Origin of the sequence: Kribbella sp. DT2 (assembly GCF_049844575.1) — a bacterium.
GTDB lineage: Bacteria > Actinomycetota > Actinomycetes > Propionibacteriales > Kribbellaceae > Kribbella.
Genome location: NZ_JBNCLH010000011.1, coordinates 15,606 through 38,487 on the forward strand (window position 1 = coordinate 15,606; position 22,882 = coordinate 38,487).

Here is a 22,882-nt window from a genome sequence, read left to right on the forward strand (position 1 = left end):
GGCGCCGCAGACTCACATCGTCACTGGCAGCAACCGCGGCGACGGACGGTCACGGCTGAACCGAGGACCGGCCGCTCACGTACAGGGCCCAGCCCAACAGGCCGAAGGCGACGGTGCTGAGCGCGACCCGGAGCAGGTTGAACGAGCGCCAGCGCGCCTCGTCGAAGGCGGCACGGGCGGCGGCGACGTCGATCGTGCCCGGGTCGCCGGCTGCCTTGAGCGCGTCGTTCATCGGGACGTTCACCGCGATCGTGACGACGAAGGTGACCAGGTAGAGCACGAACGCGACGGCGATCCAGGGAAAGGCGTCCTCCTTCAGGTGCAGTACGCCGGCCAGCAGGGTGAACACGAGCGCCCCGACGAAGCCCAGACCCAGGAAGATCGGGTTGAGGATCGCCCGGTCCATCGACTGGAAGGCGCCGACGAAGGTCTTGTCGTCGGTCTTGGCCAGCCCGGGCATGATCGCGTTCGCGTAGATCCCGAACACGCCCGCGACCAGCCCGGTCGTGATGGTGGCCGCCAGCAGTGACGCCACCCGTAGTCCGTTCATCCAGCCCTCCCAAGCCCGAAAGTCAGCCCCGCAGCGGCAAACTACCGCTGCGGGGCTGCCACGGACCTGTCACCGGGCCGAATGCGGGGTACTCGGGCCGCCGTCAGACGACCCCGGCCCGCCGTCAGGCGAACGCGGCCCCTCCGTCAGAGCCCGGCGCACTGCCCCGAGCGTGGGCCGGCGACCTTGTTCGGTGCCTGCAGGTTGCTCGGGGCCGCCGTGTTGCCGGAGCAGGCGAGCGGGCCGTTGACGGTGTTGCCGGCCAGTACGACGGGCTCCGCCGTCCGGGCGCCGGTCACCGAGATCGGACCGCTGACCGTGCTGCCGACGACCACCGCGGCTCCGGTGATCCCCTCCAGCGCGACCGGTCCGTTCACCGTCGTCCGGAGCAGGTGGACCTGCGCCGCACGAGCCCCGCGCACCGGTCCGGAGATCTTGCTGTCGGTGGCAACCAGCGACGCTCCGGCGCCGAGGCTGACCGGACCGTTGACGGTCGCGTTCTTCAAGCAGGTAACGCCGTTCGCCACCGTCAGCGGCCCGTTCCGTACGCCGGTGACCGTCGTCGTACAGGCAGGGGCCGGATGCAACAACGTCACCGCGAACCGACGCGCGTCCCCGATGTTGCCGGAGGCATCGATCGCCCGGTACTCGACCTGGTGCCGGCCGTAGCCGGGCGGGACGTCGTCCCACGGGACCACCCGCGGTACGCCGAGCTTGCCGTAGACGAGCTGGTCGATCTCGGTGCCCTCGGCGGTGAACCTGAACGGCGCGTTCGCGTCGGTCGGCCAGCCGTAGTAGTTGTACCAACCGTCGCCGTCGACGCGGAACTCCGGCACGACGTACCCGGGGCTGTCGTCGGTCGCGGCCAGCTTCATCGTGAACGCGTCGTTGTAGACGTACTCCGGGCCGGTCGGCTTCTGCACGGTCAGCAGCGGCTTGGACAGCGTCGAGGTGACCTCGGCCTGGACGCCGTCGACGGTCCAGCTCAGCGTGCTCGTGCCGACGGTCGCGGTCAGCGTGTGCCGGCCGGTCAGGTGCAGCGCGGACAGGTCGAAGTCCCGGTCGTTGCCCGGATTCGGCACGTCGGCGCCGTCGAGCTGCCAGCTGACGGCCGGCTGGTCGGTGTCGGACTGGGTGGTCTCGACGTACACGACCTCGTCGGCGTTGACGGCGTGATCCGTGGCGGTGGAGGTGGTGAAAGAGGGGGCGCCGGCCGAGGCGGGGGCGGGCGTCTGCTGGGTGGTGTCCACCGTCCACGTGCGCGTCGCTGTCAGGGCGGACGACGCCCGAACCGCCGGGTCGCGCACGAACTCGGTCGGGTCGACGATCTTCGCGGTCAGCGTGTGCGCGCCGGGCGGGAGGTCGAGGTTCGCCAGGTCCAGGAAGCGCGCGTTGCCGTTCTCGAGCTCGACACCGTCGAGGGTCCAGCTGACGTCGAGCTCGTGGCTGGCCGGGTGCAGCGTCTGCAGCCAGACGACCTGGTCGCCGGCGACCGCGCCGGCCGGCGTACCGGCCTGGAAGAGCGTCGCGCGGGACGAGATCCGCTGCGTCATCCGCTCCCGGGAGACCTGGTCGAAGTAGTAGCCGAGCACCTTCATCATCGAGTGCTTGCTCGGCCGCCAGATCCCCGACCCGGCGTACTGGCCGGCCTCGAACCGGCCGATCGTGCCACCGCTCTCGCTGTCGTCGCCGAGCCAGCGCCACCACTTCTTCTGCTCCGCGAGCATCTGCTGCTCGGTCAGCAGCGTGTGGTGGATCGAGCTGGGCTCCGGGCCGACGAACGGCTCGCCGCGCTCACCGCGGGCGTAGTAGTCGTACTCGTCCTGCAGCCCGCCGAGCGAGTGCCCGAGCTCGTGCGGGGTGATCAGCGCGGACAGCGCGTTGCCGCCGGACGCGGTCGCGTAGCTGCCGCCGGCGCCGCCGTACGTGTCGCTGTTGCCGATGGCAAGGATCTGCCGGTTCGACGAGGTGGTGCCGGCGACCAGGTCCGCGTACGTCGCGGCGGCGCTCGAGCTGACCGTCAGCAGGCGCTGGACGCTGCCGGCGTTGCAGCCGCCCCAGAAGCCCATCTGCAGCGGGGTGTCGACCTTCGGCGAGGTCAGGTCGGGATCGCAGTCCACCCCGCTCTGCGGCGACGGGATCTCGATCGCGTAGACGTTGACGTAGTTGCGGTACGACTTGAACGGCTCGATGCTCCACAGGATGTTCAGGTGCTTGTCGACCTGCTCCCGGAACTTCGGCAGCTCGGCGGCGGTGTAGCCGTCGCCCATCACGACCAGGTTGAACCGCGATGCCGCCGGTCCGGTCACCTGCAGCGGCACCACCTTGGCCTCGGGTGCGGCCTGCACGCCCAAGTCGGTCTTGTCCGCGGCCGCCGTCGCGAGCGGCAGCCCGGCGAAGACCGCCGCCGCCACCCCCACGACGGCCGTCAGCCGGCGCACCCTGAAACCAGTCCTCACAACTGCGGCCTTCCTGCTTGGGCGTTCCCGTGCGGCTCGTCCGGAGCCCGCCGTGAGAAGCCTACGAACGATGGCCCCTCCTTGTCAGCGGTTGCCGCGCGCCGCCGTCGTACCGCATGTTCACGCGGCGTACGGCATCATGAGGGCTCGGGGAACGTGAGGAGAGGACATCGATGACGCAACCGGCACAGTCGCCGCGGCCCGAACCGGACCGCGACCAACCGGTCGACGACACTGGCGACGGTGACGGCAAGGGCATCTACTGGGTGCTGAAGAACGTCGTGCTCGGTCCCCCGGTGAGGCGGATCTTCCGGCCGCGGATCGAGGGCGCGGAGAACATCCCGGACCTCGGCCCGGCGATCATCGCCAGCAACCACCTGTCGTACGCGGACTGGATCTTCATGCCGCTGGCGGTCCGCCGCCGGATCACGTTCGTGGCGAAGTCCGACTACTTCACCGGCGCCGGGATCAAGGGCCGGTTCCAGCGCGGCTTCTTCAAGGGCACCGGCCAGGTCCCGATCGACCGCTCCGGCGGTTCGGCGTCCGAGGGCGCGATCCGGGCCGGGATGAAGGTGCTCGAGCGCGGTGAGCTGTTCGGCATCTACCCCGAGGGCACCCGCTCGCACGACGGCCGCCTCTACAAGGGCCGGACCGGCGTCGCCCGGCTGGCGCTGGAGTCCAAGGCGCCGGTGATCCCGGTCGGCGTGATCGGCACCGACGTCGTCGCCCCGCCCGGCAAGGTGGTCGCCTCGCTGGCCTCCCCGACGGTCAGGTTCGGCGAGCCGCTGGACTTCTCCCGGTACGACGGGATGGAGGGCGACCGGCTGATCCTGCGCGCGGTCACCGACGAGATCATGTACCGGATCATGGAGCTGTCCGGCCAGGAGTACGTCGACATGTACGCCACCAAGGCCAAGTCACTGGAGGGCCGGGCCACGACCGGCGCCCCCAAGAAGGTCCGCAAGTCGGACACCTGATCCGCAGACTGAGACGGCCTAGGCGTACGCTGGGAAACCGTGGACGGACCGATCGCTTATCAGGGTGAGCCAGGCGCCAACTCGGCGATGGCATGCACCGAGATGTTTCCCGAGCGCGAGCAGCTGCCCTGCACCACGTTCGAGGACGCGCTGGAGGCGGTCAGCACCGGGCGCGCCGGGCTGGCGATGATCCCGGTGGACAACTCGATCGCCGGGCGGGTGGCGGACATCCACCACCTGCTGCCGGAGTCCGGGCTGCACATCATCGGCGAGTTCTTCCTGCCGATCCACTTCCAGCTGATGGTCACGCCGGGCGCCACGCTCGACGCGATCACGACCGTGCGCAGCCACGTCCACGCGCTCGGGCAGTGCCGCAAGATCATCCGCGAGCACGGCTGGTCGACGGTCGTCGCCGACGACACCGCGGGCGCCGCGCGGGAGGTCGCCGAGCTCGGTGACCCGACCGTCGCCGCGCTGTCGCCGCGGGCCGCGGCCGGCCTGTACGGGCTGGACGTGCTCGCCACGGACGTCGAGGACGAGCACCACAACACGACGCGCTTCCTGGTGCTGTCCCGTGAGCCGGAGGTCCCGCCGGTCGGGTCCGGCCCGGTGATCACCAGCTTCATCTACCGGGTCCGCAACGTCTCCGCCGCGCTGTACAAGGCGCTCGGCGGCTTCGCCACCAACAGCGTCAACATGACCAAGCTGGAGAGCTACCAGCTCGGCGGCACGTTCTTCGCGACCCAGTTCTACGCCGACGTCGAGGGCCACCCCGAGGACCCGAACGTCGCGCTCGCGCTCGAGGAGCTCGCGTTCTTCTCGGTCGAGGTCCGCCTGCTCGGCGTCTACCCCGCCCACCCGTTCCGCACGCAGATCGCAGAGCCCGCGGCGAACCGGGCTCTGCGACCTCATCACTAGAACGTGATAGTTACGGCGTAGTCAGCGTCTCGTACGTCGTCCTGCCGATCGGGTACTGCCGGGGTTCGTTCTCGACCTCGCCGAGCATCTGCTGCCAGTCGGTGCGTGGCTCCAGGTACTGATCCACCGTGCCCGGCAGCTTCACCGACGCGGCGATCGGGAACGTGTCTACGCCCGGGCGGCGGCCGATGAGCGCCCAGTCGGACTCACCCGAACCCTTGTACTGGGCAACGACGTGCGCCAGCTGGCGGTCGGTGTGAATCCGTCGCTGCAGCCCGTCGAAGAAGTGGCCGGAGCGGGTGTCGATCAGCCCGTACACGTACGGCGTGTTCGTGAGCGTGCCGTCCGCGGCGACCTTGCCGACGTACGAGGCGACGAAGCTCTGGAACCGGTCACCGGGCACCGGGCTGCCCATCCGGCCGAGGTAGAGGTTCTCGCCCTCGGGCTGCAGGTTGAACGTCAGCGCCTTCCGGCCGGCCTGGTTCGTCATCTCGTACCCGAAGAACACGACGAACGTGCCGGCGTCGGCCCGCGGCACCGTGATCTTGACCGGCTTCGCCTTCCGCAGATCGACGACGACCTTGGCGTCGCGGCTGACGGTGAGCTCGGGCTGGATCATCCGGTAGTGCTCACCGTTCGGCCCGAACGCCGTGACGTCGAGCGTGTACTTGCCCTTGGCAACGCGACCGGGATCGCTCGACTCGAGCGTGTCGACGTTCACGAGCCCGGGGTAGACCTGGTCGGCCGGGAGGGGCTTGCCATCGGTGCCGAGCACACTGACGGGCACGTTGTAGCTCTCGACCTCCTTGTCGGCGACCAGCGGGACGCCGACCTGCTGGCTTCCGGCCGTTGCCGTCAGTCGACCCGTGTAGAGCCCGTCCGGGCCGCTGTGCGTGGTCTCCGAGGTCACCTGCACCGACGCCGTCCCACCCGCAGGCACGGTGAGCTTGTCCGCGCTCAGCTTCAGCACGCCGGCGGCGCTGCCCTTCGTCAGCTCACCCTTGAGATCGAGCGTGACGGCCGCGGTACCGAGGTTCTTGAAGCCGACCTCCTTGGTCACCGGCTTGTCGTCCGCGTGCGGCCACTGCGCCGTACCGAACGAGACGCTCGACGTCGTCGCGACCAGCGTCTGCCGCACCGCCCGCGCGACGTCGACGCGTCCAGAACCTTCCTGGTACGGCGTGAGCTCGGGGTTCTCCTTCGCGGTCGAGGTGAGCGCGGCCTTCAGCTCGGTCGCCTTCCAGCCGGCGTGCTGCTGCGCGAGCAGCGCGGCGGCGCCTGAGACGTGCGGCGTGGCCATCGACGTACCGGACATCCGGGCGTACTTGTCGCCGACCGGCTCCTCCGGGTGCGACGCCGAGGACTTCGCGGCGACGATGCCGACGCCCGGGGCGGTGACGTCGGGCTTGATCAGGCCGCCGCTGACCGGGCCGGGCGCGGAGAAGTACGCCAGCTTCTCGTCGCGGTCGACCGCGCCGACGGTGAGCGCCGAGGCCGCCGTACCGGGTGACTCGACCTCGCGGCCGTTGTTGCCTGCGGCAATGACAAAGAGGGTTCCGGTCTCGTGGGTCCAGCGGTCGACGGCCTGGTCGAGCGGACCGGCCTCCTGGCTGGATCCGCCCAGGCTGAGGTTGACGACCTTCGCCTTCTGCGCAACGGCCCATTCGATGCCGGCCAGGACCTCGGACTCCGCGCAACCGCCGAAGTCGTCGCACACCTTGCCGTCGAGCAGCTTCGCGTCGGGAGCGACACCCTTGTACCCGTCGGTGCCCTTGCCCGCGATGGTCGACGCGACATGGGTGCCGTGACCGACCACGTCGGCGGCCGGCTCGGTGGTGAAGTTCTTGCTGGCGACGACCTGGCCGGTGAGGTCCGGGTGGGTCGCGTCGATGCCACTGTCGAGCACGGCGACCGTGACGCCCTTGCCGGTGTAGCCGGCCTGCCAGGCGGCCGGGGCGCCGATCTGCGGGACGCTGTGGTCGAGCGACGGACGCAGCTTGCCGTCGAGCCAGATCTTCGTCGGCGCGCTCCGGGTGGACTGGCGGCCGAACTGCTGGGTGAGTTGCTTGAAGTCGGCCGCGGCATTCTCCTTCGGCACCGACAGCGCCGTACCGGACTTCAGGGGCTTGGTCGCCTGCCGGGACTGGACGGCGGCGCCGGTCACGATGAGCGGGATGTCGGCGCGCGCGGCGTCGTCGTACCCGTCCCTGAGCAGCAGGGCGATGTCGAACAGCCGGCGGTCCAGCTTGCCGGACTCGACCGCGCCGCGGACGTCGGACGGGATCACCGTCCACGCCTCCGCGCTCTTGCGGACCTCGAACCCGATCCCGTCGCGCCCGTCGACCGCGAGCCGGTCGCCGGCCTTGACGACCACCTTGTCACCGGTGACCAGCGTGATCGTCCGGTCCTTCGCACCGGTCTCGTTCGGCTGCTCGGCGTTGGCCTGGTTGAGCGGGACCAGAGCCAGCAGCAGGACAGCTGCCAGTACGGGGGTCGTCCATCGTCGCTTGCGCACGCGTCACTCCTTCGTCGTCGGCCTTCACCTCACACATGTCCGGCGCCGGCGGCAAACATTTCACCTCGACGGAAAACGTCCGGTGGATAATTGCCGCGCGGTCGACAACGTACGGGACCTAGGGTTCGGGGATGCAGATCGTCGAGGTGGACGGGCACGACCCGGTCGTGTTCGAGAAGTTCTTCAAGGTCCGGGACGACGTCCGGCGGGCCGAGCAGGAGTTCCCGGTGGGGCTCGGGCAGGAGGAGACGCGCGGGCTGTTCACCGGCAACGACCCCGACGAACGCTCGAACGGGCTCGGTCTGGTCGACGGCGACGACTGGCTCGGCATGGTCTGGCTGGACTGGTGGCTGACCGAGAACACGCACGTGGTCGACGTCGAGATCGCGGTCGACCCGCGGTTCCGCCGCCGCGGGGTCGCGTCCCGGTTGCTCGACGAGGTCGAGAGGCGAGCACGGGCCGACGGCCGGACGCTGCTGACCACGTCCGTGATCGCCTCGGCCGAGACCGGATCCAGCGCCGGTACGGCGTTCGCGCAGGCCCGCGGGTTCGTGCCGAAGCACAGCGAGCTGCACCAGGTGATCGAGCTGCCGATGGACGACGCGGTGGTCGACGCGCTCGAGCGCGTCGTACCGGGGTACGAGCTCGTGCAGTGGCGCGACCGGACGCCGGACGAGTGGCTCGGCGAGTTCGCCGACGCGTACACGGCGATGAGCCGGGACGTGCCGCACGGCGACCGCAGCGTCGAGCTTCAGGTGTGGACGCCGGAGCGGCTGGTCGCGCGGGAGGCGCGGCGGATCGAGCAGCGGCGGTTCACCCACACGACGGTCGCGGTCGACGCGGACGGGCAGCTGGCGGCGTACACGCAGATGGGTGGCAACGTCGCGGTGCCGGAACGGCTCTACCAGTACGACACGTTCGTGCGGCCGGAGCATCGCGGGCGGGGGCTGGGGATCGCGGTCAAGATCCCGAACCTGCGGTCGCTGCAGGCCGAGCTGGATCACCCGGCGGTGCTGCACACGTGGAACGCGCCGGAGAACGCGCCGATGATCGCGGTCAACTCCAAGCTCGGTTTTCGCGCGAGCGACCACCGGGTGCTGCTGGAGCTCGAGCTCGGCTGAACGGTCCCCTGGCGGATCGTCAGCTGAAGGTCCAGGCCGGGTAGTCGCGGTCCAGTACGGCGCGGTGGCCGGACCAGTTGGCGTGGTCGCGGCGTTCGGGGTCGAGGGTCGACGGGTGGCCGCCGACCAGGCGGTAGCCCCAGGTGAAGGCGGCGATCGGGACGGCCTCGCGACTGCGGATCACGTCGGGGACGACGGCCAGGAACGTGGTCGCCGTCCAGACACCGTCGGGGTGGTCGGGGTTCGCGGGGGCGTCGAAGAACGTCGGCAGGTGGCCGTAGGAGTGGAACGGGGCGGCGCCGGCGAAGTACGGCAGGACGTCGACGGTGGTGTCGCCGTCGAAGCTGCGGGCGACCACCTGGATCCAGCCCATCACCGCGTTCAGGCCCTGACCGTGGTAGCGGATGCTCGCCGTACAGATCGGGAAGCCGCGGAAGGTCTCGGCGTCCAGGTCGGGGACGATCAGCTGGTGGCCCGACGCCCACGGGTCGTCGTTGGCGAGCACGCGGACGTTGACCAGGCCGCGTTGCCCGCGGGTCTCGAACGGGACGGACAGTTCTCGGCGCATCGAGCCTCCCCCTTGAGGTTTCAAGCAATTCTCCAACGTTTGTTGGGTTTTCGGTGAATCTGGTTGCCGGAGGCTGAGGTCTTGCACTGTACGTGCGTACCGTCGCATGGTGAGAGCGAGCAGTCGCTGGGGGGCAGCCTGTTCGTGGGGGAAGACGGGAAGACTCCGTCTTCAGCTGAAACGTGGGTCTGGGGGATCTGGGAAGCGTCTCGGTCCGGGACCGTCGGTGCGTGCGCGGGGTTCCGTCCTGCTCGTCGCCCCCGGACACCTTGGGGGAGCAATGCCGAGAAAGGCCAACGGGAGAGCGGACAAGATCCACGGGACCGATCCGGACCGCATGCCGGGCGGGCCGATGTCCAACGGAGTGACCGAACCTCCACGGATGAGCATGCCTGGCGCCGGTGGTGGGATGGGTGGGGACACCAGTGGGTCCGGGGGTGACGTGGAGCGGCCGGGGCGGCGCAGTTGTGGGGTGATGGAGGTTCACCGGCGGCTGCTGTCCAGCGATCCGGCGTACGCGGCGGCCCGGTCCGCTCTGGAGAACGCGACAACGCAGTACGTGGCCCGTCAGCATCGTTTTTCCGGCGTCGCGAAGATCCCGGTCGTGGTCCACGTCGTCTGGAACACCGCTGTGCAGAACGTCTCGCAGGCGCAGATCGACAGCCAGCTCGACGTGCTGAACCGGGACTTCCGGGCCGCCAACACCGACCTCGGCGTCGTACCGGCGCCGTTCACCGGCCTGGTCGCCGACTCGCGGATCGAGTTCTTCCTCGCCACCGAGGACCCGGACGGCAACCCGACGATCGGCGTCACCCGGACCCAGACCAGCAAGACCTCGTTCACGCACGACGACCAGGTCAAGTCCTCGGTGACCGGCGGCATCGACCCCTGGCCGACCGACCGCTACCTGAACATCTGGGTGGCCCAGCTCGGCGGCGGCCTACTCGGCTACGCCCAGTTCCCGGGCGGACCGGCCGAGACCGACGGCGTCGTCATCCTGCACAGCGGTTTCGGTACCACCGGTACGGCGGCCGCGCCGTTCGACCTCGGCCGGACCACGACGCACGAGATCGGCCACTACCTGAACCTGTTCCACATCTGGGGCGACGACGGCTCGGGCTGCTCCGGCAGCGACGAGGTCGCCGACACCCCGAACCAGGGCGGGCCGAACTTCGGCGTACCGGTGTTCCCGAAGCTGTCCTGCAGCAACGGGCCGGACGGCGACCTGTTCGTGAACTACATGGACTACACCGACGACCGCGGCATGGTGATGTTCACGACCGACCAGGTCGCCCGGATGGACGCGTGCCTGGACACCGTCCGGACCGAACTCAGCTCGTCGTACGAACAAGCCGGTACGCCGGTGCCGGCGGGCCCGGTGGTGGCGTGGAGCGGCGACCGGCTGGACGCGTTCGTGCTCGGCACCGACCGGGCGATGTACCGCAAGTGGTGGGACGGATCGGCCTGGGGACCGTCGGCCGGCGGGTACGAGTACATGGGTGGTGTCTGCATGAGTGCTCCGGAAGTGGCGTCCTGGGGACCTGACCGGCTGGACGCGTTCGTCCTCGGAACGGACCACGGCGTCTACCACAAGGCGTGGACCGGATCGGCCTGGGAACCGTCCGCGACGGGTTACGAAGCGCTCGGCGGGATCTGCATGAGCCCGCCTCGAGTGGCGACCTGGGGGCCGGACCGGCTCGACCTGTTCGTGCTCGGCACCGACCGCGCGATCTACCACAAGTGGTGGGACGGGTCGGCGTGGAACGGCTACGAGTCCCTCGGCGGGACCTGCATGAGCCCGCCGCAGGTGGTCTCCTGGGGACCTGACCGGCTCGACGTGTTCGTGCTCGGCACCGACAACGCGGTCTGGCACAAGTGGTGGGACGGCTCGGCGTGGTCGGGCTTCGAGTCCCTCGGCGGGCTCTGCACCAGCCCGCCGACCGTCGTCTCGTGGGGCCCGGACCGGATCGACCTGTTCGTGCTCGGCACCGACTCGGCGCTCTACCACCAGTCCTGGGACGGTACGGCGTGGTCGGGCTGGTCGTCGCTGGGCGGGATCTGCGCGAGCGCGCCGACGGCGGTCGCGTGGGGTCCGGACCGGCTGGACGTCTTCGTGCTGGGAACGGATTCCGCGCTCTACCACCAGGCCTACGACGGTACGGCGTGGTCGGGCTTCGAGTCCCTCGGCGGGATCTGCGTCGACGAGCCGCGGGTGACGGCGTGGGACAGCGACCGGCTGGACGTGTTCGTGGTCGGGACCGACGGCGGGCTCTACCACAAGTGGTGGGACGGGACGGCCTGGGGACCGTCGGCCACCGGGTACGAACCGCTGGGCGGGATCATCAGCGACTTCAAGGTCACGCTGCCGGCACCGTCGCCGGGTGCCGCACCCGCGATGATGCCCAAGGCAACCATCGGGGAGAGGGTGCCGACCTGAGCCCCGAGCTGGTGGTCGGGCGGTGGACGCACTCCTTCGAGGAGGACCACGACGGGCTCAGCGTCTACCGCCGCGACGACTTCGCCTTCCCGCCGGCCCGCGGCCGGCGGGGGGTGGAGTTCCGCGCCGACGGCACCTTCGTCGAACGCCTGATCGGCCGCGGTGACGCCCCCGAGGAACACCTGGGTCAGTGGGAGCCGTCGGGCGTCGTCGCCCGCGGCGCCACCGGCTCGGCCCTCGTGGTCAACGCGACGGCCGACCGCCTCGAACTCGCCTGGCAGTAGACCCCGCTCCCTCGACTGGTCCCTTGTTCGATGACTGGTCCCTTGTTGGATGACTGGTCCCTTGTTCGACGACTGACGCCGTACAACGGGCCAGTGGTGAGAAACGGAAGCAGCCGTGGGCTGGAAGAGCTGGTTTGGCAGGAGGATCCATGACCACACCACCTGTGCGTTATCTCGTCGTACCGGCCGCCGAGGCGGCGGATGCCGAGCGGGCGGCTCGGCTCGGCGACCGCACCATCTTGTGGTGTGCGGCCGAGCAACGGCTCGGTCGTGCCTCGCGGACCGTGCCGGGGCTGCTGCTGGTCACGCAGGTCGGGCGGTCGTTCCAGGACGACTTCCCGGACGTGGTTCCCCTGCTCGACCACGGCCGTCAGTTGGTGATCTCCGCCGCCGACAAGCCTCGGCGGCGGTCCAACCACCACTGGCGCGTCGAACCGTTGCGTCCCGGGGTCGTCGTCGACGTCCCTGCCCTCGGGGCGCAACGGGTCGAGCGGACCACCACCGACCTGCTCGCCCAGCTCTCCCCCGCCGCCTACCAGGCCGACCTCACCTGGTTCGCGAACCTGCCGACCCGGCACTCGCTCAGCGCGACGTACACCCAGGCGGCCGACTTCGCCGAAGCCAAGATGGTGGCCCACGGCTACTCGACGACCCGGATGCCGATCACGGTCGGCGCCGGCCACTCGGAGAACCTGATCGGCGACCGCCCGGGTGCCGGCCCGGGCCCGCGCGAACTCGTGCTGATCACCGCGCACCTCGACTCGATCAACCACGCCGGCGGCCCGGCCGCGTCCGCGCCCGGTGCCGACGACAACGGCAGCGGTTCGGCCGGCGTACTGGAACTCGGGCGGGTGCTCGCGACGCGGAGCTGGCAGCACGACGTACGGCTGATCCTCTTCGGCGGTGAAGAGCAGGGCCTGCACGGGAGCAAGCAGTACGTCGCCGCGCTGCCCGCCGCCGACCGGGCGCGGATCCGCGCGGTACTCAACATGGACATGATCGCGTCCAAGAACAGCTCGACCCCGACCGTCCTGCTCGAAGGCGCGGCCGTGTCGGCGACGCAGATCGCGGACCTGACCGCGGCCGCGGCGACGTACACGGGTCTGAAGGTGGAGACGTCGTTCAACCCGTTCGCCAGCGACCACGTCCCGTTCATCACCGCGGGCATGCCCGCGCTGCTGACGATCGAGGGCGCGGACAGCGCCAACGGCAACATCCACTCGGCCAACGACACCTTGAGTACGCTCAACTGGCCGCTCGCCGCCGAGATCCTGCGGATGAACACCGCGGCGCTCGCGGGCTGGCTGGTCGAGGTCGAGGTAACCACAGCCCGGCCGCGACCAGCGGGCTCGATCGTCTCCCGCGGCCCCGGTCTGCTCGACGTGTTCGTCGTCGGCACGGACCATGCGATGCACCACAAAGCGTGGGACGGGACCTCCTGGACGGATTACGAGTCCCTGGGAGGTGTCATAAGCACGGTGTCATAGATTTGGGGAGGTGACGGACCTGAGCTGGAACGGATGCCTGAACACCCGCGACCTGGCCGGCCTGCCCACCCGGTACGGCGGTACGACGCGCGCCGGGCTGGTCCGGACCGACTCCCTGCACCAGTTGGACGACGACGGCTGGGCCGCGTTTCGCGGCGTGAAGGCGGGTCTCGTGCTCGACCTGCGGTCGGACTGGGAGATGACCGAGCCGCACCCGCTCGACGGCGACCCGGCGTACCGGCGGATCCCGTGGATCGACCCGGCGGCGGAGAAGCTCCGCGTCGCCGGGGACGAGCCGCTGATGGCCGACATCTACCGCGGCAGCCTCGATCGCAACACCGGGCAGATCCTCCAGGCGTACCGCGCGATCGCGGCAGTTCCGCTCGACCAGGCGGTCGTCGTGCACTGCCGTTCCGGCAAGGACCGGACCGGGCTGCTCGTCGCGTTGCTGCAGGACTTGGCCGGCGTACCGCGGGAGACGATCGCTGCGGACTTCGCCGTCAGTGAGGCGAACCTGGGGATCCTGGAGCGGATTGCGGCGCTGCCTTCTGATGAGCGTGAGACTACCGGTGTGCTGTGGCGGTCGCTGCCGGAGACGATCCTGTCGGCGCTCGATCACGTGGATCAGCGGTACGGCGGCGTACGGGCTTATCTGGCGTTGTGCGGGCTGACGCCGCGCGAGATCCATCGGCTCGGGCTGCGGCTGCTCGGCGGTGTCGAGGTCGAGGCGGTGGTGTTCGACTTCGACGGGCTGCTGATGGACACCGAGACCACGATGGTCGAGAGCTGGAAGGCCGAGTGGGCGCACCACGGGCTGGAGCTCGACCTGGAGGACGACTTCTGGCCGGGGCACGGCGGCGACACCAGCACCGTGCGGTACTCACGGCTGGCGGAGCTCGTGCCGGGCTTCGACCGGGACGCCAGTCATGCCCGGCGGACGGCGCATCGCGATCGGCTGCACGCGGAGATGGACTTCCGGCCGGGGATCCACGACTGGTTGCTCGAGGCCCGAGCGTTGGGCCTTCGGGTCGGGATCGCGAGCAGCTCGCCCCGGACGTGGGTGGTTGGGCACCTGGAGCGGGTGGGGGCGCTGGAGCTGTTCGATGTCATCGCCGCCGGCGACGAGGTCGACGGGCACAAGCCGGATCCGGCGGTGTACAACCTCGCGTTGGCGCGGCTCGGATTGCCGGGGCGGGCGGCGTTGGCTGTCGAGGACACGCCGCACGGCATCGTCGCGGCAGCCGCCGCGGGAATGCTGACCGTCGGACTCCCCAACCCGTACGTGGATCCGGCGACCATGGACGGCTTCGTGCTGGCGAGCGCCGCCGAACAGCCGCTCAGCGAAACGCTGTACGCCGTCGGCTCAGCCGGCTGACGGCGTACAGGCGCTCAGACGATCGATAGCGGGAGCAGCTTCTTGCCCGTGGGGCCGATCTGGATCTCGGTGCCCATCTGCGGGCAGACGCCGCAGTCGAAGCACGGGGTCCAGCGGCAGTCCTCGACCTCGATCGCGCCGTCCTCCTCGAGGGCGTCCTGCCAGTCCTCCCAGAGCCAGTCGCGGTCCAGGCCGGAGTCCAGGTGGTCCCAGGGCAGGACCTCGGCGTACTCGCGCTCACGGGTGGTGAACCAGGCCAGGTCGACCGGCTCGCCGGCCAGCGCCTTGTCGGCGCAGTCCAGCCAGCGCTCGTACGAGAAGTGCTCGCTCCAGCCGTCGAAGCGGCCGCCGTCACGCCAGACCGCCTCGATGATCCGGCCGACGCGGCGGTCACCGCGGGACAGCAGACCCTCGATGATGCCCGGCTTGCCGTCGTGGTACCGGAAGCCGATCGCCTTCGCGTACTTGCGGTCCGAGCGGATCGCGGCCCCCAGCTTGGCCAGCCGCGCGTCGGTCTCCTCGACGCCGAGCTGCGACGCCCACTGGAACGGCGTGTGCGGCTTCGGCACGAACCCGCCGATCGACACCGTGCAGCGGATGTCGTTGCGGCCGGACACCTCGCGGCCGGTCGCGATCACCCGCTTGGCCAGGTCCGCGATCGCCAGCACGTCCTCGTCGGTCTCGGTCGGCAGGCCGCACATGAAGTACAGCTTCACCTGCCGCCAGCCGTGGCTGTACGCCGCCGCGACCGTGCGGATCAGGTCCTCCTCGCTGACCATCTTGTTGATCACCTTGCGCATCCGGTCCGAGCCGCCCTCGGGGGCGAACGTCAGACCGCTGCGCCGGCCGTTGCGGGAGAACTCGTTGGCCAGCGTGATGTTGAACGCGTCGACCCTTGTCGAAGGCAACGACAACGAGACGTTGCTGCCCTCGTACTGGTCGCCCAGTCCCTTGGCCACCTCGGCGATCTCGCTGTGGTCGGCCGAGCTCAGGCTGAGCAGCCCGACCTCCTCGAACCCGGACTGCTTGAGGCCGTTCTCGACCATGGCGCCGATCGTGGTGATGCTGCGCTCGCGGACCGGGCGGGTGATCATCCCGGCCTGGCAGAACCGGCAGCCGCGCGTGCAGCCGCGGAAGATCTCCACCGAGTAGCGCTCGTGCACGGTCTCGGCCAGCGGGACCAGCGGCTTCTTCGGGTACGGCCAGGCGTCGAGGTCCATCACGGTGTGCTTCGCCGTCCGCCACGGCACGCCCGGCTTGTTCGGCGCGACGCGCTGGATGCGGCCGTCGGGCAGGTACTCGACGGTGAAGAACTTGGGGATGTAGACGCCACCGGACTTGGCCAGCCGCAGCAGCACCTCGTCGCGGCCGCCCGGTTTGCCCTCGTCCTTCCACTCCCGGATCACCTCGGAGACCGCGAGCACGATCTCCTCGCCGTCACCGAGCACCGCCGCGTCGATGAAGTCCGCGATCGGCTCGGGGTTGAACGCGGCGTGCCCGCCGGCCAGCACGATCGGGTCGTCCTCGGTCCGGTCCACGGCGTACAGCGGGATCCCGGCCAGGTCGAGCGCGGTCAGCATGTTGGTGTACCCGAGCTCGGTCGAGAACGACAGCCCGAACACGTCGAAGGCCCGCACCGGGCGGTGGCTGTCGAGGGTGAACTGCGGGATCTTGTGCTCCCGCATCACGGCTTCCATGTCCGGCCAGACCGAGTAGGTCCGCTCCGCCAGGATGTGCTCGCGCTCGTTCAGCACCTCGTACAGGATCTGCACGCCCTGGTTGGGCAGCGCGACCTCGTAGGCGTCCGGGTACATCAGGGCCCAGCGGACACTCACACTGTCCCAGTCCTTGCTGACCGAGTTCAGCTCACCGCCGACGTACTGGATCGGCTTCTGCACACCCGGCAGCACCGGCTCCAGGCGGGGGAACAACGACTCGACAGTCATCAAGGACACTTCCGTACGAGGACAGGGCGCCTACCAGCCTAACGCCGCCGTTGCCCATCCCCCGCATCCCTTGCTCAGCCCGGCACCTTCGCTCCCGGGCCGGGGAGCAGATCGACGTCCGCGGCGCGCATCGGCTCGCCGCAGTCCGCGCAGCGCAGCTCGGGCCTGGTGATCTCGCCGCAGGCGTGGTGCCGGTAGAGCACGGGCGGGCCGGCCTCACCGGCCAGGTACTTGTCGCCCCAGCCGGACATCGCCATCAGTACGTCGAGCAGGTCGGTGCCCTTGGCGGTCAGGGCGTACTCGTAGCGCGGGCGGGCGTCGTACGGTCTGCGCTCGAGCACGCCCTGCTCGACGAGGTGGCCCAGCCGCTCGGTCAGCACCTTGCGGGAGATCCCGAGATCGGCCTGGATCTGGTCGAAGCGGTTGATCCCGGCCCAGACGTCGCGCAGCACCAGCGGCGACCAGGGCTCGCCGATCACGTCGAGCGTGCGGGCGATCGAGCACGCCATGTCACGGAACTGGGTCCTCTGCATGGTGTCAGGGTAGCTCTTTGGGGTTCCCTGAGGGAACTTTGACTGTTACGGTCTCCTCAAGGAACCCCAAGCTGGAGGAGCGCTCATGAGCAACTCACTCACCACCGAGGTCCGCGCGGTCGTCGAGAGCACCGCGATCGGGCACCTCGCCACCGTGCTTCCGGACGGGTCGCCGCACTCGGTGCCGATCTGGGTCGACACCGAGGGCGACCACGTCGTCTTCCTGACCGGGCCCGGGTCCCGCAAGGCGCGCAACCTGCAGCAGGACCCGCGGGTCGCGCTCTCGCTGACCGCGCCTGACAACCCGTTCCTGCCGGTGACGCTGCGCGGACGGGTCGTCGAGTGGATCGACGGAGACGCCGCGTGGGCGATCGTGGACCGGGTGGCGATGAAGTACATCGGGCAGCCGTACTCCCGCGAGCAGGAGCGGGTCGTGGCGCTGATCAAGGTCGAGCACCACACGGTCGGGGTCAGCTGAGGTGGGTCAGCAGCAGGGGGTTGATCCGTTCGGGGTGGGTGTACGTCACCAGATGGGCGGCGTCCTCGAGGATCTCCAGGTGGGCGCCGGGGATGGCCTGGGCGAGCGGGACGACTGTTTCCGGTGGGATTGAGGTGTCCTGCTCGGCGGTGATCAGGAGGACCGGCGCGGTGATGTCCTGGAGGCCGGCGGTCAGGTCGAGCGTGCTGAGGGCCTCGCAGCAAGCGGCGTAGCCCTCGTCGCTGGTGCTGAGGAGCTGCCGGCGGATCGTCTCGACCTCCTCGGGGTGCGTTTCGGCGTACGAGGGGAGGAACCAACGCCCGAGGGTCGCCTCGGTGATCGCCTGGGTGCCTTCCTTGCGGACCTGCGCGGCGCGGTCGGTCCAGGTCTGGGCGTTGGCGGCGGGGTTGACCGGCGGGCAGAGCAGGGCGAAACGGTGGAACCGATCAGGCGCGTTCTGTGCCAGCCAGAGCCCGACGGCACCGCCGAGCGAGATTCCGACGTACGACGCCTGCTCGGTCTCGGTCGTGTCGAGCAGTTCGATGACGTCGTTGCCGAGGTCCTCGATCGTGCACGGCCCGGGCGGCGCCTCGGACGCGCCGTGGCCGCGGTGGTCGAACGCGATCACGCGGAAGCTCTTGGACAGGGCGTCGAGCTGAGGCGCCCACATGGCGTGGTTGGTGCCGAGCGACGAGGCCAGCAGTACTACGGGCGCGTCGTCGGGGCCGGTCGTCTGGTGGTTGAGCCGCATACTCGTCACCTTAGTGACGGTGTTAGCTTCGCGGCATGTCTAAGGGTGTTCCTGGGGTGGACGGGTTCGTCGAGCTCGCCACGGTGGTGCGTAGCGGGTTCGTCGAGAGCCGGCACTTCGGGATGGCGGTCGCGTTGTCGCCGTCCGGTGCGCGGGTCTTCACCGCCGGAGACGTCAACGCTGTGATCCTGCCGCGCTCGACGGCCAAGCCGCTGCAGGCGGTCGGCACATTGGTGGCGGGCGCCGTACTGGACGGTCCTGAGACGGCCATCGCCGCCGGGAGCCACACCGGCGAGGATCGGCACGTCGCCGTCGTCGACAAGATCCTCGGCGCCGCCGGACTCGACCGCTCCGCGTTGGGCTGCCCGCCGGACTGGCCGGAGGACGAGCCGACCCGCTTCCGGCTGATCAGCGAGGGCGGCGCGCCGGACGCCGTACGGATGAACTGCTCGGGCAAGCACGCGGCCATGCTCGCGGCGGCCGTGACTCTCACCGGTCCGGCCGACTACCTGGACCCGGCCTCACCGGTCCAGCAGATCATCCAGGCCGAGATCGAGCGGTTGACCGAGGCAACTACCGGCATCGTCACCGTGGACGGCTGCGGCGCGCCCCTGCTCGGGATGCCCTTGATCGGCCTGGCCCGCTCGTTCAGCCTGCTGGCCACGGCCGCTCCCGGAACCGCGGAGCACCAGGTCGCCACGGCCATGCGCGAGCACCCCGAGTACGTCGGCGGCCGGGGCCATCTCAACTCCGACACCATGCGACTGCTGCCCGGCGTACTGGCGAAGGGCGGCGCGGAAGGCGTCATCGCGATGGCCGCCCCGGACGGCCACGCGGTCGCGGTGAAGGTCATCGACGGCAACCCGCGCGCGACGACGGCGCTGGCCCTGACGCTGCTGGAGAAGTGCGGCGCCGACGTCACAGCTGCCGCCGCGCTCCGCCACGTCCCCGTCCTCGGCGGCGGCCAACCGGTCGGCGAGATCGTCCCCGCGATCTGACCCGCCACTTTGAGCACGGCTCAGCCACCCCGGCGCCAGTTTCGTGGCTGAGCGGCGCTCAAGGTCCTAGCGGTAGAGCCCCAGCGCGCCCGTCAGCGAGTCGACGGCCGCGCGAGGCCCGTACAGACCGAGGCCGATGTACTCCAGGTCCTCCGCCTTCGTCCCGCCGACCGTCGCCGTGTACTGCTCGTACGTCCGCGATTGCTGCGCGACCTGGTTCATGTCGTGCACCGTGACGCCGTCGCGCGCGGCCGCCTGGTCGCGGAGCTCTCGCAGCTGCTCGCCCGACGCCCGCAGCACCGGGATCGGGTGCGCGCACATGCCCTCGTGGACCGCGCCCGACGCGTCCTCGACCGCCGCGCCCACGACCTCCTCGTGATGATGCCCGAGCGCGACCCCGAGCAACGCCGCCGTGTTCAGCGCGACGCCGACCGGCGCCTCGGCCGCGATCACCACCACCATCTTGTTCGCCAGCATCGGGCGGACTCCTTCCACGTGCTCAACAGATCCGCGTCAACGCTAGCCATCCGTACGTCGTACGCGCTGACCTACCGAACGAAGTTCGGCCCCTGAGCGAAACTGGTCGGCATGGACGAACTTGATACGGCCCTGCTGCGCATCCTGCAGAACGACGCACGCCGCACCAACCGCGACATGGCCGCCGAACTCGGCATCGCGCCGTCGACCTGCCTGGAGCGGATCCGCGGCCTGCGCGACCGCGGCGTGATCAGCGGGTACCACGCGGCGGTCGACCTGCACGCGATCGACCGGTCCACCCAGGCGATCATCTCGATCAAGCTCCGCCCGCAGGCGATGGCCGTCGCGACGGCGTTCCAGGACTACGTGCAGAGCCTGCCGCAGACGCTGGAGATGTTCATGGTCTCCGGCGCCTCGGACTTCCTCGCCCACGTCGCGGTGAAGGACACGCAGGCGCTGCGCGACCTCGTGCTGCAGCTGGCCAAGCGCCAGGAGATCGGTGACATCCGCAGCTCGGTCGTCTTCGAGCACCACCGCCGTACGACGGTGATGCCCCTCCCCCAGCGCTGAGGACCTCAGTCGAGGACGGCGACGGCTTCGATCTCGACCAGCAGGTCCGGCGCGGCCAGGGCGGCGACGCCGATGCCGGTGAACGGCGGGACCGGGTTCACGCCGAGCCGCGCGAAGGCCCGGCCGGCGCCTTCGAGGAACGCCGGCATCTTGTCCGGCGTCCAGTCGACCAGGTAGACGGTCAGCTTCACCACGTCGTCGAAGGTGGCGCCGGCGGCAGCGAGGGCCTTGGCGAGGTTCAGGTAGACCTGCTCGGCCTGGGCTGCGAGGTCGCCTTCACCGACCGTCGCGCCGTCGGCGCCCCAGGCGACCTGGCCGGCCACGAACACCAGCCGCGAGCCGGTCGCGACCGACACCTGCCGGTACAGGTCGATCTGCGGCAGGTCGGTGGGGTTGATCAAGGTCACGCTCATCGGGTCGCCTCTCGTACTCTCTTGTGGTTACCCAGAAACCGTAGGAGAGTATTGGCGGCCAGGGAAGAACGCACTTTTCAGTGACCGGGGAACCAGATGGTGACCAAGCAGTACAGCGGCTCGCCCGAGGACGCGGACCTCACCCGTGCGGACTCGCTGGCGCGGGAGATCTTCTCCGACATCGCCAACAAGTGGGCGTTCCTGATCATCGAGCTGCTCGCCGACCGCACGCTGCGCTTCAGCGAGCTGCGCGACCAGGTCGAGGGCATCAGCCACAAGATGCTCACCCAGAACCTGCGCATGCTCGAGCGCTACGGCCTGGTCGAACGCACCGTCTACCCGACCGTCCCACCCCGCGTCGACTACACCCTGACCGAACCAGGCCAGGCCCTCCACACAGTGGTCAGCGGCATGTGCGACTGGACCCACCGCTACCTCGCCGACATCGAGTCCTCCCGCCGCAAGTTCGACAGCTGAGCGTGTGACAGTTCCCGCAAGGTGTGGGGGACGGACGGAAATGTCCTGGCACGCCGGCGGTCGGGCTGAAAGGGTCGGCGGTATGGCTTCGAACTTGGACTGTCTCGGGCTCGGTGTCGGGTCGCCGGAGGCGTTCGCCGATCTGGTCGAACGGATCGGCCCGCAGGCAACGCCCATCGCGCGCACCGACGACGGACTCGAGCTGCTGCGCTGGGAGGACCCCTCGGGCGCCCGCCTGCTGCTCACGCGCGGCAAGCGCGGAATCACCCGCCTCACACCGTCGTACGCCGGGCAACGGACCGTCCGGCTCGGGAACGTACGCCGGGTGGGCGAGGAGGCCGCCGTCGCCGACGTGGTGGTCGACGGCGACACCGTCACCCGGATGGCCGTCGAGCTCGAGGAACTGGCCGTGCTCGGCGACACCGAGCACGAGGGCATGGCCAGCGTGATCGCACTCGCGCCGGACGCCGAGGTGTTCGCCGACGCGGAGGCCTTCGCCACCGCCGACGCCAGCCTGCTGGGCAACGGCGACTCCGGCCCGCGGCCCGACCACTACGAGGACGACTGGGTCTGGCCGCCCCGCCTTGCCGCCGAGTCCTTCATCCCCAGCGGCATGTTCGGCTCGGGCGGCAAGGCCGAGCCGGCGGCTCTGCTCAACGGCGTCGTCCGTTACGCCGAGCGCCGTACGACGATGCTCACGGGCCAGGACTTCGTCGTCGCCAGAGTCCGCTCAGCCGGCTTCGAGGCGGACGTCTGCCTCCCGCCCACCGTGACCGTCCCCCTCCCGGGAGCCGTCGTCAGCGCCGACGTCTTCCTCACCGGCTCCCTCGAGATCCCGCTCCCCGCACCCCGCCGCCGCTGGTTCTCCCGAGGCTAGCGCCCAGCCGATCTCCTCGCACCAGGCCGGCCTTCTCATACGCCGCCGGCTCCCCGTGCACCTCGGCCGGTTCTCCCGCCGGCTCCTTCCTGCGCCAACCACCCGGCATCTGCGGACTCCCCGAGCCCCTCACCAAATTGTCTCGCCCGTCCCTCCGCACGGCCCCGCTGGTTCTTCCGCCCGTCCCTCCGCACAGCCCAACCGGTTCACCCGCCCGTCCCTCCACACAACCCCACCGGTCCACCCGCCCATCCCTCCACACAACCCAACCGGTCCACCCGCCCATCCCTCCACACAGCCCAACCGGTCCACCCGCCCATCCCTCCACACAGCCCAACCGGTTCACCCTGCGTTGCCACCCCACGCACGCCGGTGCCTCCGACAACCCCCCGCCGGTTTCACCGCCTCCTGCCCCCTGACCACCACGCGCCACGGCGCTTCACCCAAGCTCTCGCCACACGCCCGGCGGCCGCAGCCTGCACTTAGTCCGCTCCCGCCCCAGACCGCCGAGCCGGCATCCGGCACACACTCACGCGAGTTCCTCGTCCTGACGGCTGGTTCGCCTGCGGCTGACTGGCTCGTTGTTGGACGACTGCCGCGTTGTACCGCGGCAGTCGTCGAACAAGAGAGCAGTCGTCGCATTGCGGGGCAGTGGGCGCCGTTTGGGCCAG

General features: G+C 70.0%; 21 protein-coding genes. 12 read left to right on the plus strand and 9 right to left on the minus strand.

Annotation, left to right across the window (positions count from 1 at the left end; translation table 11 throughout):
* Nucleotides 1-49: 49 nt before the first annotated feature.
* Both ACLQ2O_RS35670 and ACLQ2O_RS35675 read right to left on the minus strand, forming a co-directional pair.
* A complete protein-coding gene (locus tag ACLQ2O_RS35670; RefSeq protein ID WP_425841031.1) occupies nt 50-550 on the minus strand; it encodes a DUF1772 domain-containing protein in 501 nt (166 codons plus the stop codon).
* 146 nt (nt 551-696) lie between these two features.
* The gene (locus ACLQ2O_RS35675) at nt 697-2,991 is read right to left on the minus strand and encodes a M64 family metallopeptidase (protein WP_425841033.1); all 2,295 of its coding nucleotides are present in this window, start codon (nt 2,989-2,991) and stop codon (nt 697-699) included.
* A gap of 191 nt (nt 2,992-3,182) precedes the next feature.
* On the opposite strand from ACLQ2O_RS35675, the gene ACLQ2O_RS35680 reads away from it, so the two are divergent.
* Entirely contained in the window at nt 3,183-3,986 is an 804-nt protein-coding gene (locus tag ACLQ2O_RS35680; RefSeq protein WP_425841036.1) for a lysophospholipid acyltransferase family protein, read from the plus strand.
* 39 nt (nt 3,987-4,025) lie between these two features.
* Nucleotides 4,026-4,904 (plus strand): prephenate dehydratase, encoded by an 879-nt coding sequence (locus tag ACLQ2O_RS35685; RefSeq protein WP_425841038.1) that lies wholly within the window; start codon nt 4,026-4,028, stop codon nt 4,902-4,904.
* Nucleotides 4,905-4,914: 10 nt separating this feature from the next.
* Here ACLQ2O_RS35685 and ACLQ2O_RS35690 read toward each other — a convergent pair whose 3' ends face one another.
* Nucleotides 4,915-7,419 (minus strand): S8 family peptidase, encoded by a 2,505-nt coding sequence (locus tag ACLQ2O_RS35690; RefSeq protein ID WP_425841041.1) that lies wholly within the window; start codon nt 7,417-7,419, stop codon nt 4,915-4,917.
* Nucleotides 7,420-7,550: 131 nt separating this feature from the next.
* Between ACLQ2O_RS35690 and ACLQ2O_RS35695 the strand changes: the two genes are divergently transcribed.
* Entirely contained in the window at nt 7,551-8,540 is a 990-nt protein-coding gene (locus ACLQ2O_RS35695; RefSeq protein WP_425841044.1) for a GNAT family N-acetyltransferase, read from the plus strand.
* 19 nt (nt 8,541-8,559) lie between these two features.
* On the opposite strand, the gene ACLQ2O_RS35700 is transcribed toward ACLQ2O_RS35695, so the two are convergent.
* Nucleotides 8,560-9,108: a hypothetical protein gene (locus ACLQ2O_RS35700; RefSeq protein ID WP_425841046.1), complete on the minus strand. Its 549-nt coding sequence runs from the start codon at nt 9,106-9,108 to the stop codon at nt 8,560-8,562.
* A gap of 382 nt (nt 9,109-9,490) precedes the next feature.
* On the opposite strand from ACLQ2O_RS35700, the gene ACLQ2O_RS35705 reads away from it, so the two are divergent.
* The 4 genes from ACLQ2O_RS35705 (at nt 9,491) to ACLQ2O_RS35720 (ending at nt 14,691) form a co-directional block, all read left to right on the plus strand.
* Nucleotides 9,491-11,545, plus strand: a complete 2,055-nt coding sequence (locus ACLQ2O_RS35705; protein WP_425841049.1) for a M43 family zinc metalloprotease — start codon at nt 9,491-9,493, stop codon at nt 11,543-11,545.
* An 11-nt stretch (nt 11,546-11,556) separates the two neighbouring features.
* A complete protein-coding gene (locus ACLQ2O_RS35710; protein ID WP_425841052.1) occupies nt 11,557-11,829 on the plus strand; it encodes a hypothetical protein in 273 nt (90 codons plus the stop codon).
* A 149-nt stretch (nt 11,830-11,978) separates the two neighbouring features.
* Nucleotides 11,979-13,316, plus strand: a complete 1,338-nt coding sequence (locus tag ACLQ2O_RS35715; RefSeq protein WP_425841054.1) for a M20/M25/M40 family metallo-hydrolase — start codon at nt 11,979-11,981, stop codon at nt 13,314-13,316.
* A 10-nt stretch (nt 13,317-13,326) separates the two neighbouring features.
* Entirely contained in the window at nt 13,327-14,691 is a 1,365-nt protein-coding gene (locus ACLQ2O_RS35720; RefSeq protein WP_425841057.1) for an HAD-IA family hydrolase, read from the plus strand.
* A 14-nt stretch (nt 14,692-14,705) separates the two neighbouring features.
* Here ACLQ2O_RS35720 and ACLQ2O_RS35725 read toward each other — a convergent pair whose 3' ends face one another.
* Together ACLQ2O_RS35725 and ACLQ2O_RS35730 are read right to left on the minus strand one after the other, a co-directional pair.
* Complete coding sequence (locus ACLQ2O_RS35725) at nt 14,706-16,637, minus strand: TIGR03960 family B12-binding radical SAM protein (protein WP_425841060.1); 1,932 nt, start codon at nt 16,635-16,637, stop codon at nt 14,706-14,708.
* Between the two features lie 74 nt (nt 16,638-16,711).
* Nucleotides 16,712-17,170: a winged helix-turn-helix transcriptional regulator gene (locus ACLQ2O_RS35730; RefSeq protein ID WP_425841063.1), complete on the minus strand. Its 459-nt coding sequence runs from the start codon at nt 17,168-17,170 to the stop codon at nt 16,712-16,714.
* An 85-nt stretch (nt 17,171-17,255) separates the two neighbouring features.
* Between ACLQ2O_RS35730 and ACLQ2O_RS35735 the strand changes: the two genes are divergently transcribed.
* Complete coding sequence (locus ACLQ2O_RS35735; RefSeq protein ID WP_425841065.1) at nt 17,256-17,648, plus strand: PPOX class F420-dependent oxidoreductase; 393 nt, start codon at nt 17,256-17,258, stop codon at nt 17,646-17,648.
* Here the strand turns inward: ACLQ2O_RS35735 and pcaD are convergent.
* Complete coding sequence (pcaD, locus tag ACLQ2O_RS35740; protein ID WP_425841068.1) at nt 17,641-18,399, minus strand: 3-oxoadipate enol-lactonase; 759 nt, start codon at nt 18,397-18,399, stop codon at nt 17,641-17,643. The genes ACLQ2O_RS35735 and pcaD overlap by 8 nt on opposite strands.
* A gap of 35 nt (nt 18,400-18,434) precedes the next feature.
* Here pcaD and ACLQ2O_RS35745 point away from each other — a divergent pair, with 35 nt between their 5' ends.
* The gene (locus ACLQ2O_RS35745) at nt 18,435-19,397 is read left to right on the plus strand and encodes an asparaginase (protein ID WP_425841070.1); all 963 of its coding nucleotides are present in this window, start codon (nt 18,435-18,437) and stop codon (nt 19,395-19,397) included.
* Between the two features lie 66 nt (nt 19,398-19,463).
* On the opposite strand, the gene ACLQ2O_RS35750 is transcribed toward ACLQ2O_RS35745, so the two are convergent.
* A complete protein-coding gene (locus tag ACLQ2O_RS35750) occupies nt 19,464-19,874 on the minus strand; it encodes a DUF2000 domain-containing protein (protein WP_425841072.1) in 411 nt (136 codons plus the stop codon).
* A 111-nt stretch (nt 19,875-19,985) separates the two neighbouring features.
* Between ACLQ2O_RS35750 and ACLQ2O_RS35755 the strand changes: the two genes are divergently transcribed.
* Nucleotides 19,986-20,444: an Lrp/AsnC family transcriptional regulator gene (locus ACLQ2O_RS35755; protein ID WP_425841075.1), complete on the plus strand. Its 459-nt coding sequence runs from the start codon at nt 19,986-19,988 to the stop codon at nt 20,442-20,444.
* Nucleotides 20,445-20,449: 5 nt separating this feature from the next.
* On the opposite strand, the gene ACLQ2O_RS35760 is transcribed toward ACLQ2O_RS35755, so the two are convergent.
* A complete protein-coding gene (locus ACLQ2O_RS35760; RefSeq protein WP_425841078.1) occupies nt 20,450-20,857 on the minus strand; it encodes a RidA family protein in 408 nt (135 codons plus the stop codon).
* A 96-nt stretch (nt 20,858-20,953) separates the two neighbouring features.
* Between ACLQ2O_RS35760 and ACLQ2O_RS35765 the strand changes: the two genes are divergently transcribed.
* Both ACLQ2O_RS35765 and ACLQ2O_RS35770 read left to right on the plus strand, forming a co-directional pair.
* Nucleotides 20,954-21,334, plus strand: a complete 381-nt coding sequence (locus tag ACLQ2O_RS35765; protein WP_425841081.1) for a winged helix-turn-helix transcriptional regulator — start codon at nt 20,954-20,956, stop codon at nt 21,332-21,334.
* 82 nt (nt 21,335-21,416) lie between these two features.
* Entirely contained in the window at nt 21,417-22,211 is a 795-nt protein-coding gene (locus ACLQ2O_RS35770; RefSeq protein WP_425841084.1) for a hypothetical protein, read from the plus strand.
* The last annotated feature ends 671 nt before the right edge of the window (nt 22,212-22,882 follow it).